This window comes from Vibrio sp. 10N.247.310.98 (genome assembly GCF_041467395.1).
Lineage (GTDB): Bacteria > Pseudomonadota > Gammaproteobacteria > Enterobacterales > Vibrionaceae > Vibrio > Vibrio crassostreae_C.
This window is the reverse complement of sequence record NZ_JBFSUL010000041.1, coordinates 32,093-45,274: the sequence shown is the minus strand read 5'-3', so window position 1 is coordinate 45,274 and position 13,182 is coordinate 32,093. Positions and strand designations below refer to the sequence as shown.

Genomic DNA, 13,182 nt, shown 5'->3' with positions numbered 1-13,182 from the left:
TGAAGCCTTTTTTCTATCTAAATAAACAAGTTAGCTCTTAAGATCCTGTCTATGATGGTCGGCACGGGTTCAAGTATGGGCGCGGTTGGCTTCGGCTACGCAAATGGCTGGGCAGGTGCTCTGTACGGAATTGGCGGTGCTGTGGGCATCCTATTGCTTGCACTTTGGTTTGCTCCGGTTCGTAAACTGAACTTCATGACCATGAGTGAAGAGCTGGCTTATTACGTTGGCGCTAACCGAATCGTAAAAAACGTGGTTGGCCTACTTATCTTTATCGCGTCAATCGGTTGGTTAGGTGCGCACATTCTAGGTGGCGGCATGTACCTAGCGTGGATTGCAGACATCGACCTTAACCTTGCGAAAATTATTATTGCTGCAGCTTTCACTATCTACGTTGTTATCGGTGGTTACACAGCAGTTGTATGGACCGATACGATTCAAGCAATCATCCTTTTTGCTGGCTTCATCCTAATGGCGGTAATGTCTGTTGATCACATTGGTGGCATGGACAACCTTTACGCTGCGATGGACCCTGCTGCTACAAGCTTTTTAGCAATCGATAAACTGGGCATTCTGCCTGCTGTTTCTCTGGCTGTGGTTATCGGTGTGGGCGTACTTGCAACACCTTCATTCCGTCAGCGTATCTACTCTGGTAAAGATGTTTCAACTATCCGTCGCTCATTTGTCGCTTCTGGTGTGTTGTACCTTTTCTTCTCTATTATTCCAGCAATCATTGGTATGGCTGCGCACGCAATCGACCCATCATTGGATAACCCGAACTACTCGTTCCCATACGTAGCTGCAACGGTTCTTCCAGTTGGCGTAGGCATGATTGTTCTTATCGCAGGTCTATCTGCAACCATGTCGAGTGCAAGCTCAGATGCGATTGCCGGTGTATCTATCCTACTGCGTGACGTGTACGTGATGTTCACAGGCCGCGTACCAAACAAAGAATCAATGTTGAACTACTCTCGTCTAGCTTTGGTTGTGGTGATTGGCTTCGCACTACTGTTCGCACTGACGTCAAACGACATCATTGGCTACATCACTAAGATGATTTCAACGGTTATGTCGGGCATGTTTGTGTGCGGTATGTTGGGTAAATTCTGGAAACGCTACAACTGGCAAGGTGCGCTTGCAACACTAGCGGGTGCTTCTGTAGCTTCATTCGTAGTAATGTTAAACGCTGACTACACAGCCTTCTGGGGCAACCCAGTTATCCCATCATGTCTGTTTGCTCTAACGGCAGGTGTGGTTGTGAGCCTAGTGACTCCGGCTAACCAAGTAACACCTGAAATGGCAAAAGCGATTCTTGATGACGAGCGTGCTCTGATGGAGATGGAAATGTCTGAGACTGGCGTACTTGAAGAAGAAGCGGCACCTCAACGTCCTGCAAATCAAACAAGCTAAACCTAGTCTCCACAACTGGTTTGCTTAATTCAGGCCCTGCTTAGTGGCAGGGCCTTCTCCCACATATATCTCTCTATTTTAGGATCGGCTATGCCTGCATCTTCTCATTTCAATATTGCTTTCTTTGGCGAATGTATGGTCGAAATCAGCGGCTCTCCATTAACCAAAAAGTTTGGCGGTGACACACTTAATACCGCACTTTACCTTTCTCGCTTAACTCAACATCAAAACCTCTCTGTGCACTATGCGACAGGGCTTGGCAGTGATGAGCTGTCTCAAAATATGATTGATAGCTGGCAACTAGAAGGCATTCAAACCAATTTCGTCGAACGCATTGCGAACAAGCTTCCTGGACTCTACATGGTTGAAACCGACGAGACAGGCGAGCGACACTTTCATTACTGGCGCAACGACGCGGCAGTCAAATCTTACTTTCAAGCTAGTGATCTGAATAAGCTTGAAATCGCCCTGACCGAGAAACAAGTCGATGCGGTTTACATCAGCGGTATCAGTATCGCGATTTTAGATGACGCCTATCGTGAGCGCTTATTCAAAGCTATTAGCGTGTTCTCAAATCAAGGCGGCAAGCTGATTTTTGATAACAACTATCGCCCGCAACTTTGGACGACTGAACAAGCTCAGCATTGGTACGCCAAGTTACTACCATTGGTCGACATTGCACTGATTACCGAAGACGACGACCTGCTGGTTTGGGGCAATGGCGAGAGCGTTCAACAACGCTGCCTTCGCTTAGGCTGCCAAGAGGTCGTCATCAAACGTGGCTGTGAGCCATGCAAGATTGTTCAAGTTGAACAAGGCGATGTTGTTGAGAGTTATGTATCCGCGACTCGTGTTTCTAACGTGGTCGACACCTGCGCTGCGGGCGATTCATTCGCTGCGGGTTATTTAGCTGCGCGTCTTACTGGCGAGAGCGCCACCGACGCAGCCGAATTTGGCCACCAACTGGCTTCCATCGCTATTCAATACTCTGGCGCAATAATCCCTATGATCGCTATGAGCCAACTGATTAAAAAATAAAAAGCGGAACTATTATGTCTCAAGAAATGATCAACACACTTAAGCAGTTCAAAGTTATCCCTGTTATCCAAATCAACAAGGTGGAACATGCGATTCCACTAGCAAAAGTGTTGGTAGAAAACGGCCTGCCAGTAGCAGAAGTGACGTTCCGTACCGAAGCGGCAGCGGATTCGATTCGTGCGATGCGTGATGCCTACCCAGAGATGTGTATCGGTGCAGGTACAGTACTCACACCTGCGCAGATCGACCTTGCGAAAGAGGCGGGCAGCGAATTCATCGTAGCACCGGGCTTGAATCCCAACACAGTAAAACGTTGCCAAGAGATCGGTATGCCAATCGTTCCTGGCGTAAACAACCCAAGCCAAGTAGAGCAAGCGTTGGAGCTAGGTCTTAACTTTTTGAAGTTCTTCCCAGCAGAAGCGTCTGGTGGGATCAATATGGTGAAATCTCTGTTAGCGCCATACGTTGATGTGTCTTTAATGCCAACGGGCGGTATCGGCAAACACAACGTGAATGATTACTTAGCCGTTGATCGCGTCGTATGTTGCGGTGGCACGTGGATGGTTTCTCCAAAGATGATCGAGAACGAACAGTGGGATGAGATCGCGGTGTTGGTTCGTGAAGCGGTTGAGTTGGTTAGCTAATCATAAGTTTGTGAGCTCATTCGTTTTTCACAGACGATAGGCTTTGAGCTCACGATAAACAACAGCAGTGGTTGATGGTTCTGTTTTGTGAATTGCCTCCGATAAACAAAACAGAACGCCCGTTATATAGGAAAACTAATAATGAAAAAAACTATATTATCCCTATTGATTTCAGGTTCAGTAGTGTCCCCAATGGCGTTAGCAATGGCTCCAAGTACCGATCTAAATTTAATGCCGTACCCGCAAACAGTCGAGCTGAAAGCTGGGCAGGTTAAGGTTGATGGCAACTTCAAGGTTTACATCAAAGGCTTTAACTCTGACCGTGTTGAATACACGGCGAAACGCTTTATTGACCGCCTTGAGCGCCAGACTGGTGTACCTATTCTAAACTGGCAGGTTGATAGCGCCGACCAAGCGAACCTGATCATTGATATCGACGCGGCGCCAAAATCTGAAGTACAAAACATTGATTCTGTGGAGTCCTACAAAATTACGACTCAGGGCGAACAAATCACGCTGAGCTCTCCAAGTCCATACGGCACAATTCACGGCATCGAAACCCTTTTACAGCTCGTTGAAACCACAGCGACTGGCTACCACATTCCTGCTGTCACGATTGTCGATGAGCCTCGCTTCCGCTGGCGTGGTGTCTCTTACGATACCTCTCGTCACTTTATCGAATTCGATGTGCTGATTCGTCAGTTAGATGCGATGGCATCGGCGAAGATGAACGTTTTCCATTGGCACTTCTGGGACGACCAAGGTATTCGCATTCAAACCGAATCATGGCCACGTTTGTGGTCTGAAACCGCTGATGGTAACTACTACACCAAAGACCAAGTCCGTTACTTAGTGGAATACGCGCGTAATCTTGGTATTCGTGTGATTCCAGAGGTGTCTCTTCCGGGTCACTCTTCTGCGGTTGCTTATGCTTACCCGCGCCTGATGTCGGGTGGTGAAGGTCAAAGCTATGAGCAAGAGCGTGGTTGGGGCGTGTTTGAACCATTAATGGACCCATTGAATCCAGAGCTCTATGAAATGCTGGGCGACGTATTTGATGAAGTGACCGAGCTGTTCCCAGACGAGTATTTCCACATCGGTGGCGATGAGCCGAACTATGCGCAGTGGAAAAACAGCGAAAAGCACCAACAGTTCATTGAAGAGAATAATATCGATGGTGAGCGTGGCCTGCAGTCTTACCTCAATGTAAAAGTTGAGAAGATGCTCGAAGAGCGCGGTAAGAAGATGACGGGTTGGGATGAGATCTGGCATAAAGATCTGCCAACTTCTATCGTGATTCAAAGCTGGCAAGGGCACGATAGTATCGGTCGTGCAGCGAAAGAGGGCTACCCAGGTATTCTTTCTACGGGTTACTACCTAGATCAACCTCAGCCAACTAGTTACCATTATCGCAACGATCCAATGCCAAGCGGCATCACGGTTGACGATAAGCTGCACAGTGGCGAAAAATTCGTGACTTACCAATGGCAGAAACCTCGTTCTAAAGGCAGCCCACGTAAGGGAACACTGACCATGATTGAAGCAAAAGACGGCACGTTCCGCGCATTCAGTGATTACAGCGGCAAGTCTCGTGAAGAGATCTACATCCTTGATTACGTGCCGGGCAAAACCTTTGTCGGCCACTTCGATAACTTCATGTCGTACACCGAGTTCAACCTGAACCTAAATCCAAATGGGTTTGCGGAAGGCAGCTATCAGTTAATTGGTAACGTGCGCTGGCCAACCACAGGTGAAGTGATTGCGAGCAGTGATGTTGAAGGCAGCGTGATCCCTGAGCCAAATGGTGGCTACCCTGCAGAGTTAACCGACAAAGAAAAAGAGCTGATTTTAGGCGGCGAGATCACCATGTGGCTAGAAAACAAAGACAGCCTCACGGTTGAAAACTACCTATGGCCACGTAGCTATGCAATTGCAGAGCGTTTCTGGTCGGATGCAGAACTGACCGACGAACGAAGCATGTATAAGCGCATGAAAGCGATGGATACATGGTCGGAAGTGTCGGTTGGGTTACGTCACCACGCCGATGCTGACATGTTGTTGAAGCGCATTGCAAAAGGCCAAGATATTCACGACCTGCGCGTGCTAGCTAAATACACCGAGCCTGCTCAATACTACGCTCGCAACTGGGAGAAGTGGAATTCTACGGAACCTAAGGGCACTTTATACAGCCAATACGAGCGCTTAAACCGCTTCGTTGATGCGCTGCCTGTGGAAAGCTACGCCGTGTATGAGATGCAAGACTTGGTCAATGACATGGCGACAGGCAATCAACAAGTGCTTGAGCAACTTGCTGAGCATTATCAGCAAGCAAAATCGGCTGCACTAGCGGCTAAAACTGTCTTCGTTGGCAACGTATCTTCGGTAGAGACTGTGGTGGTTGCAGAGAAAACCGTTGAAGTGGCAGACTTGGCGTTAACCTTGATTGCTAAAGCACAAGCAGGCGAGAAAGTAAGAGAAGCAGACGTGAATGCCTACCAAGCGATACTGTCTGATTCGGCGAAAATCTATGATGAATCAATCATCGCGATTGTTCGCCCGACTGAGTTACTGTTAAAGCAGCTAGCTGAGTAAGTCGCGAACTGATTAACTGATAAGTCATACGCTAATAAGTGAATCAAAACCGCCCTCTGTGGGCGGTTTTTTAGTTCTGTCTTCTTTATGTGGTGCGATTTAATGCTTTTTGTTAGTAACTACTCACTATCTATATTCTTCAGCGTTAATGTGAATGTCATGCCTTGGTCTGGGTTGTTCTTTGCTATCAAGGTGCCTTGCATATCCCGTACATTGTTGGCTGTAATAGCTAACCCCAGCCCCAAACCTTCGCCCATCTTTTTGTTGGTATGAAATGGTTCGAAAATGGTTTCGAGTTGGTCTTCTGATACACCGCAGCCATTGTCTTGCACCTTGATGATCACACGTTGTTGATCGGTATGTGCACTGATAACAATGGTCGCGGGTGTTTGATTCTGAGTAGCATCGACAGCGTTTCTAAGCAGGTTACCAAGCACTTGACGAAGTCGCGCCTCTTCTCCCATTACCATCGAAATATTGGAAGCGACACGCACGCGAATATCGACGTTTTCCAGTTCGGCTTGATGAATTCGCAGGGTTTCTTGCAGTGCGTCTGTCAGTGAAACTGGGTAAGGCTTTTCAAGTCTTTGGAAGGCGAACGACTTCAATTGGCTGGTCATGTTAGCCATTCTGTCGATCAGGCTCATGACTAAGTCCATGTTCGCTTTCAGCATCTTAGTCTCGCCTCTTTCCATCAATAGCTGGTTACTTGAAAGTAGCGTTTTTAGGCCAGTAAGCGGCTGATTGAGTTCATGAGTAATCGCACTCGACATCCGCCCTAGTGCAGCCAGTTTGCTAGATTCGACAAGTTCTTGCTGCGCATCTTTTAGATCTTGAGTTCGCTCTTCGACCCGCAGTTGTAGCGTTTTATTGGCGTTTTGCACCGCAATTTCGGCTTTCTTACGTTTGCTGATATCGATTACGGTACACAGGTAGTAAGTCGTCGCATGCCAAGGAAAGGCGCTAATAGAGAATAAAACAGGGAAGTAGCTGCCATCGCTGCGTCTTGCCATGGTTTCGACGCTAGTTATCTCGGCCAGCTCTTGATGCTGCTTTAAGTTTTTGAGCAGTTGCAAGGTGGTTGAATTCGGATTACCTGCCTCAAATAACTGCCACGCCTTGATGTTATTGATCATTGAATCAGATAGTGAAAAGTAGTTCTTCGCCATCAGGTTGATATCGTGAATGCGTCCGTGTTTATCGATCAGTATTAACCCAACATGGGTTTTATTGATCATCCCAGACAGTCGTTTCTCAGACTCTTCGATAAGCTTTTGGATTCTCAGATTGCTGAGCTTTTTCTGGCGTCTTTGGTAAAGAATAACCAACAGTAACAGAATGAAAAGACAGCCAACCGCCACACTCCAGCTGATCCAGTTCGTGGTCTGGTTGAGGCTGGTTAATGGCGTTAGGTAGGTTAAACGCCAATTCAGATCGTCTAACTTGATGGACTGAATTAGGTAATCTTTATCTTGCAATCGCCACACGCGAATATGGGTTTGGTCATACAGCTCACGTTTTGTCGCTGTGGGCTGAGAATTGAAGGTGTCATTGAACCAATCGGCACTCAACCTGTTGTCACTGGAGAGAAAGAACTGATCGCGAGGGTTCTGAAACAGTATCGCCTCACCATCGGCAAACCATTGATCGGTTAACAATGACAAATCGATTTGCACCGCGACAATGCCAACCACATCAGAGGCTCGATATACGGGTGCGGCAATGAAGTAATCGGGCGTCACGCCTTTGTTTTTTGTTACCACTGAAATCGCACCACCTTGTTGGTGGATCTTCGAAACAATTGTACTGGCGTTCTTATTGCTCAGTTTGCTTCTTTCAACACTCGATACCAACAAGTCCCCTTCGCCAGAAAGCAGATACCAGCCCTTGGTGTTGGCGGCTTTATCCAATTGAATCAGCTGCTTCTTAATGCGTTTTTCTAGGCGGGCTTCACCATCAATGAAGCGCACACTGGTTTCATCATTGGTTACTAGGTAGGGCAGATAATAGAAACGCTTAAGGGTTCGCCTTGCTTCGGCAATGTAGCCAAGGAAGCGCTGTTCGGCATAGCGTTGGGCTTGTTCAAGCTTCCACTGGCTGATGCCATTCTTGGTGGTGACCTGCACCAAACCAATCAATAAACAGGTACACAGGAATAACCAATATCGATTGTTATTCATCATTGCTGATCAAATCCCTTTAAAATTAGTGGCTTGCCTCTTTGAGCTAGTGGTTTGACAAGGTTTTATGTTTGCTTTTTAAGCGAATGGAGAGTGAGACAAATCGAAGCTAACAAACATTATTAAACTGTTAAAGGAGTGTTATTCAAAGTGGGAGCTAGCTCCTTTTCGTCTGAGGTTTTTTTACATACCGTGGACGATATTAATCAGATGTAGAGTGGCGGAACCAAACTATGCAGCGTATTGCTTTAATTGAAGATGACGCGATTGTGCGTCAAGCAACCAGCCAATGGTTGCAGCTGGCGGGCTTCGATGTCACCGCATTTGAAGTAGGACAAGATGCGTTAAACGCCGTAGAGCAGGGTGATTTTCAAACCATTATCACCGATGTTCGTTTACCTGATATTGATGGTGTTGATCTGCTAGGGCGTTTCAAAGGTCTTGTGCCAGATGTGCCTGTTATTTTGATTACTGGGCATGGTGATGTCGATATGGCGGTGAAAGCCTTACAGCAAGGTGCCTATGACTTCATTGAGAAGCCATTCGACCCAGAGCGTCTGTCTCAAACGGTATCGGAAGCGGTAGATAAACATCAAAGTGGCCAAGACAGAAACAGTCGTCAGAACTATCTGGATAACCTTAAGGGCATTGAACAGGTGCTGATCGGTCGCAGTAAAGTGATGTGTGAACTGCGCGAGCAAATCCAGAAAGTCGCTTCCATAGACACCAACGTGATCATCTATGGTGAAACGGGTTGTGGTAAAGAGCTGGTCGCCTCTTGCTTACATGAATTCAGCCAACGTAAAACCCATCCGTTTGTTCCGCTCAACTGTGGCGCAATCCCAGAAAATCTCTTTGAAAGCGAGCTGTTTGGACACGAAGCCGGAGCGTTTACTGGTGCGGCCAAACGACGCATTGGTAAGCTGGAATTTGCCGACAAAGGCACAGTGTTCCTTGATGAAATAGAGAGTATGCCGCTGTCGATGCAGGTAAAAGTGCTGCGCACCTTGCAAGATAATGTCGTCGAACGCGTGGGGGGGAATCAGCAACAACATGTTGATCTACGAGTGGTCTCTGCCTCGAAAAGCGATCTACTGAATCACCCCGACTTTCGCCAAGATCTATTCTATCGTTTGAATGTTGCCCAGCTGCATTTGCCTCCACTCAGTGAGCGTGAAGAAGATGCCTTACTTTTGTTTGAACACTTCACCCAAGAAGCCAATTCCGAAACACGTATAGCCAGTGAGGCTGATCGCTATGCACTGCTCTCGTATGCGTGGCCGGGCAATGTGCGTGAACTGCGTAATGTTGCGATTCGTTTTGCATTGGATGAAAGCTTGACCGTTGGGGATATTTTGGCGTGTCGTCCCAATTCTGTCACAGAGTCCACAACGGCGGGCATCCCTTTGGCGGTTCAAGTACAGAGCTTTGAAAGGAAAGTGATTCATGATGCCTTAGTTCGTTATAAAGGGCGTATCAATGACGTGATGCAAGATTTGGATTTACCTCGTCGAACATTGAACCAAAAGATGGTGCGTTATGGGTTAAATCGAAGTGACTATGTTGACCCTTAGAGAGCGGCTTCATCGCAGTGCTTGTTGATTTTTAATGAGCAATAAATGGCTCATTGCATATTTATCAATTTACATACATTGATCACACAACTGCAACATGGTGTGACTTGCTTCCCGATCTACAGGTGTTAATTCCGGTAGCCGATAAGCCAAAAATGGCTTACTTAATAACAGGGGAATAAGCAAAAAACGGCTTATTTTGAATAGGTTTTAAAATAAAAGTAAATTAAAACAAATAGTTAAAAACTGGCATTACGCTTGCTATCTATTGTTGTTAACAAAAATATAACGTAAATAACCCTACATGGAGAGTAACAATGAAATACAACAAGCTGGTTAAAACTTTAGCGCTAGCAATGGCTTCTCTTGGCCTTATCAGTAATGCGTCAGCTGAAGAAGATCGCAGCTATATTTTAGCGACGGCTTCAACGGGTGGTACCTATTATCCAGTGGGTGTGGCCTTAGCGACATTGAGTAAAGTTAAGCTTGCGCCTAAGCAGCATTTTTCTTTAGCGGCTATCAGCTCTGCGGGCTCGGGTGAGAACGTAAAGTTGTTGAACGAGAACGAAGCTCAGTTCGCAATTCTACAAGGTTTGTATGGTGCTTGGGCTTGGCAGGGTTTGGGGCCATATGAGAAATCTGGCAGACAAACTCAACTGCGTTCAGTTTCCATGTTATGGCAAAATGTAGAACACTTTATTGTGCGTTCAGATCTAGCAAAAACAGGTACGGTAAGCGATCTAGAGAACCTAAACGGTAAGAAATTCTCTATCGGTAAGAAGAACTCAGGCACTGAGAATTCAGGACGCCAGATCATGCAGGGCCTATCGGTTAACCCAGAACAATTTAAACTCGCCTTTATGGGTTACGGTGGCAGTGCTAGTGCACTACAAAACGGCACGATTGATGGCATGAATACGCCTGCTGGTGTGCCTGTTGGTGCGGTAACACAAGCCTTTGCTGCCTTGGGTGAAGATATTCAAATCCTGTCGTTTACCGATGCGCAGATCAAACAAGCGAATGGCGATTACAATATCTGGACCAAGTACGAGATCCCAGCAAACACTTATCCAGGTGTCGACAAACCAATTACTACGATTGCCCAACCTAACTTCCTAGCGGTTCGTGAAGACATCTCTGAAGAAGATGTGTACCAGCTGACCAAAGCTATCTATGAAAACCTACCTTTCCTACAAGGTATCCATAAAGCAACCAAAGCAATGGCACTCGAGAAAGGGATCGCAGGTCTGCCTGTTCCTCTTCACCCAGGCGCTGCTCGTTATTATCGAGAGATGGGCATCGAGATCCCTTCTGAGTTGATCGTTAACTAGCTTATCTGTTGTCAGGTAACTATTGGTTTATGAGCTGCTGGCCTGTGAACTAAATACTGGCCTATGAACTAACGGTTTGTTACGAACTACTATTTGCCATCAACTAACCCCTTCGTGACTTAATTGCTTGGTGCGCGCTCGCTCAAAAATGTGTTCGTGCACCTCCTCACTTTATGGATTTTCTCTGCGCGTTTGCTGTGGAGAGCAGGAGTTTTCTATGAGCGATTCGCTGCAGCAGGAACTGAAAAAATTTGAATTACCGACCCGGACGGATTTCCCGTGGGTGGGTAAAGCTATAACAACAATGGGCGTGATTCTCTCTTTATTACACATTTGGTTTAACACCTTATCTACCTTACCGGAACTTTGGATCTCGGCGACCCACTTCGCTGGCTTTGCGATCATTTGTGCACTCTGGTATCCCGCTCATATCTCGCTGAAAAATAGCAAGATAGCGCTGGCTGTCGACATCGGAATTGCCTTGGCGGCTCTGGCTTGTCTTATCTATATCCCCTTCGCAGAAGACGCCCTTTATGACCGAGGCGTAAAATTTATCGCCAGTGATTGGTTTTTCTCTATCTTGGCGATTGCCATCGTCATCGAGCTGATTAGACGCACTATGGGCTGGTTCATTCCAGTGCTTATCTTAGTGTGTTTAAGCTATGTAGTGCTTTGGGGACAATGGACCAGCGGTATCTTTCACTTTCCAGGCCTGAGCCTTGAAACATTGCTTTATCGAAGCTTTTATTCATCAGAAGGGATGTTTGGTTCGATCTCAAGAATCAGTTGGACCTTCGTGTTCATGTTCATCTTATTTGGCGCATTTTTAGTTCGATCTGGTGTCGGCGACTACATTATTGATGTATCCCGTGCCGCGGCGGGCAAAGTGATTGGTGGCCCTGGTTTCATTGCCGTTATTGGCTCCGGCTTGATGGGCTCAGTCTCCGGGTCGAGCGTAGCAAACACAGTATCGACGGGCGTGATCAGTATTCCCTTGATGCAAAAGGCAGGTTTCCCTTCGCGCTTCGCGGCAGGTGTTGAAGCGGCTGCATCTACTGGCGGGCAGCTGATGCCACCTGTGATGGGTGCGGGCGCGTTCATCATGGCCTCTTACACGCAAATTCCTTATGTCGATATTATTGCGGTTTCCTTCGTTCCTGCGCTTATCTACTTTTTGTCTGTGGCATTCTTCGTGCGCATCGAAGCAAAACGCAGTGGTGTGCAAAAGGTGACTTCTGGCTGTGAGCCTCTATTGAAAGTATTGCTGTCGGGTTGGCACAACCTGATCCCATTAGCGGTGTTAGTGACTCTGTTGGTGAAGGGCTTTACGCCGACTTACGCTGCGGGCATCTCGATTCTGTCTGTCGTGGTGGCTTCATGGTTCTCTAAAAATCACAAAATGGGTCCAAAGGCGATCATCGAAGCGCTTTCTCAAGGCGCAAAAAACATGGCGACCACGGCTGTGTTGCTAGTGGGCATTGGTCTGGTGATCAACGTGATCAGCACGACTGGTATTGGTAACACCTTCTCGTTGATGATCAATAGCTGGGCGAACGGCGATTTGTTGGTGATGATCGCCTTAATTGCACTGGCGTCTTTGATTCTGGGCATGGGGTTACCAGTAACCGCGGCTTATATCGTGTTGGGTACTCTGTCTGCACCAGCTTTGTATAAACTGATTGCTGAAAGTCAGTTGCTCGACCTGTTGGTTTCGGGACAGTTACCGGAACAGGCGAAAGCTATCTTCATGTTGGCTGCGCCAGATAAGCTTGATTTGCTGAACGCGCCAATGGCACTCGAAACAGCCAAAGAGATGATTGCGTTAGTCCCTGCTGATTTTGTGGAAACTCTGCTTGAGCAAAGCTTGGGGTTAAAAGCGATCAGTCTTGCACTGCTTTCGGCTCACTTAATTATTTTCTGGTTGTCGCAAGACAGTAACGTAACACCGCCTGTTTGTTTAACTGCGTTTGCCGCAGCGACTATCGCTAAAACACCACCAATGAGAACCGGTTTAATGGCTTGGAAGATAGCAAAAGGTTTATACCTAGTGCCGTTGTTGATTGCCTACACTAACTTGGTGAGTTGGGATATTACCTCGGTATTGGTCACTGGTGGTTTTGCTATTATTGGCACTTACGCATTTATCGCGGCGATTGAAGGCTATCTAGAGAGCGAAATTAATGTCATTACTCGAGTAGTGTTGGTAGTAATAGGTGCAGCTTTAGTATGGCCTGATGTTTCAGTCGTGATTCGCTTGGTATGTGTCGCCATTTTTGTTGGCATCTTCATCTACAGCGGTCGTAAATACGATGCAAATCAAGTTAAAAAAGAATCAGAAAGTGAGGAACAAAAGTTACCTCAAACTGGGTCTAACACTGTCGCGTCTTCCCTATAATTAAAAGGATTGAATGTA

At 46.8% G+C, this 13,182-nt stretch carries 8 protein-coding genes; 7 read left to right on the top strand and 1 reads right to left on the bottom strand.

The features are described 5' to 3' along the window. Window positions 1-21: 21 nt before the first annotated feature. From AB6E78_RS15760 to AB6E78_RS15745, 4 genes are all read left to right on the top strand, one after another. Window positions 22-1,410, top strand: a complete 1,389-nt coding sequence (locus tag AB6E78_RS15760) for a sodium:solute symporter family protein (protein ID WP_372133934.1) — start codon at window positions 22-24, stop codon at window positions 1,408-1,410. A 90-nt stretch (window positions 1,411-1,500) separates the two neighbouring features. Beyond that, complete coding sequence (locus AB6E78_RS15755; protein ID WP_372133920.1) at window positions 1,501-2,448, top strand: sugar kinase; 948 nt, start codon at window positions 1,501-1,503, stop codon at window positions 2,446-2,448. 14 nt (window positions 2,449-2,462) lie between these two features. Continuing rightward, window positions 2,463-3,092, top strand: coding sequence for a bifunctional 4-hydroxy-2-oxoglutarate aldolase/2-dehydro-3-deoxy-phosphogluconate aldolase (locus AB6E78_RS15750; RefSeq protein WP_055319259.1), 630 nt, complete (start codon window positions 2,463-2,465; stop codon window positions 3,090-3,092). A 141-nt stretch (window positions 3,093-3,233) separates the two neighbouring features. Further along, the gene (locus tag AB6E78_RS15745; RefSeq protein ID WP_372133921.1) at window positions 3,234-5,684 is read left to right on the top strand and encodes a family 20 glycosylhydrolase; all 2,451 of its coding nucleotides are present in this window, start codon (window positions 3,234-3,236) and stop codon (window positions 5,682-5,684) included. 119 nt (window positions 5,685-5,803) lie between these two features. Here AB6E78_RS15745 and AB6E78_RS15740 read toward each other — a convergent pair whose 3' ends face one another. After that, window positions 5,804-7,867 (bottom strand): ATP-binding protein, encoded by a 2,064-nt coding sequence (locus AB6E78_RS15740; RefSeq protein ID WP_372133922.1) that lies wholly within the window; start codon window positions 7,865-7,867, stop codon window positions 5,804-5,806. Between the two features lie 230 nt (window positions 7,868-8,097). Between AB6E78_RS15740 and AB6E78_RS15735 the strand changes: the two genes are divergently transcribed. The 3 genes from AB6E78_RS15735 to AB6E78_RS15725 all read left to right on the top strand — a co-directional run bounded on the left by AB6E78_RS15735 (window position 8,098) and on the right by AB6E78_RS15725 (window position 13,164). Further along, the gene (locus tag AB6E78_RS15735) at window positions 8,098-9,438 is read left to right on the top strand and encodes a sigma-54 dependent transcriptional regulator (RefSeq protein ID WP_102321268.1); all 1,341 of its coding nucleotides are present in this window, start codon (window positions 8,098-8,100) and stop codon (window positions 9,436-9,438) included. Window positions 9,439-9,755: 317 nt separating this feature from the next. Continuing rightward, complete coding sequence (locus AB6E78_RS15730; RefSeq protein WP_137001593.1) at window positions 9,756-10,769, top strand: TAXI family TRAP transporter solute-binding subunit; 1,014 nt, start codon at window positions 9,756-9,758, stop codon at window positions 10,767-10,769. A 217-nt stretch (window positions 10,770-10,986) separates the two neighbouring features. After that, entirely contained in the window at window positions 10,987-13,164 is a 2,178-nt protein-coding gene (locus AB6E78_RS15725) for a TRAP transporter permease (protein WP_372133923.1), read from the top strand. Window positions 13,165-13,182: the final 18 nt, after the last annotated feature.

What these genes read in the sequence shown, in the direction of transcription:
- AB6E78_RS15730 (WP_137001593.1), top strand. Translation starts at nt 9,756, where the DNA reads ATGAAATACAACAAGCTGGTTAAAACTTTAGCGCTAGCAATGGCTTCT.
- AB6E78_RS15740 (WP_372133922.1), bottom strand. Translation starts at nt 7,867, where the DNA reads ATGATGAATAACAATCGATATTGGTTATTCCTGTGTACCTGTTTATTG.
- AB6E78_RS15725 (WP_372133923.1), top strand. Translation starts at nt 10,987, where the DNA reads ATGAGCGATTCGCTGCAGCAGGAACTGAAAAAATTTGAATTACCGACC.
- AB6E78_RS15745 (WP_372133921.1), top strand. Translation starts at nt 3,234, where the DNA reads ATGAAAAAAACTATATTATCCCTATTGATTTCAGGTTCAGTAGTGTCC.
- AB6E78_RS15750 (WP_055319259.1), top strand. Translation starts at nt 2,463, where the DNA reads ATGTCTCAAGAAATGATCAACACACTTAAGCAGTTCAAAGTTATCCCT.
- AB6E78_RS15735 (WP_102321268.1), top strand. Translation starts at nt 8,098, where the DNA reads ATGCAGCGTATTGCTTTAATTGAAGATGACGCGATTGTGCGTCAAGCA.
- AB6E78_RS15755 (WP_372133920.1), top strand. Translation starts at nt 1,501, where the DNA reads ATGCCTGCATCTTCTCATTTCAATATTGCTTTCTTTGGCGAATGTATG.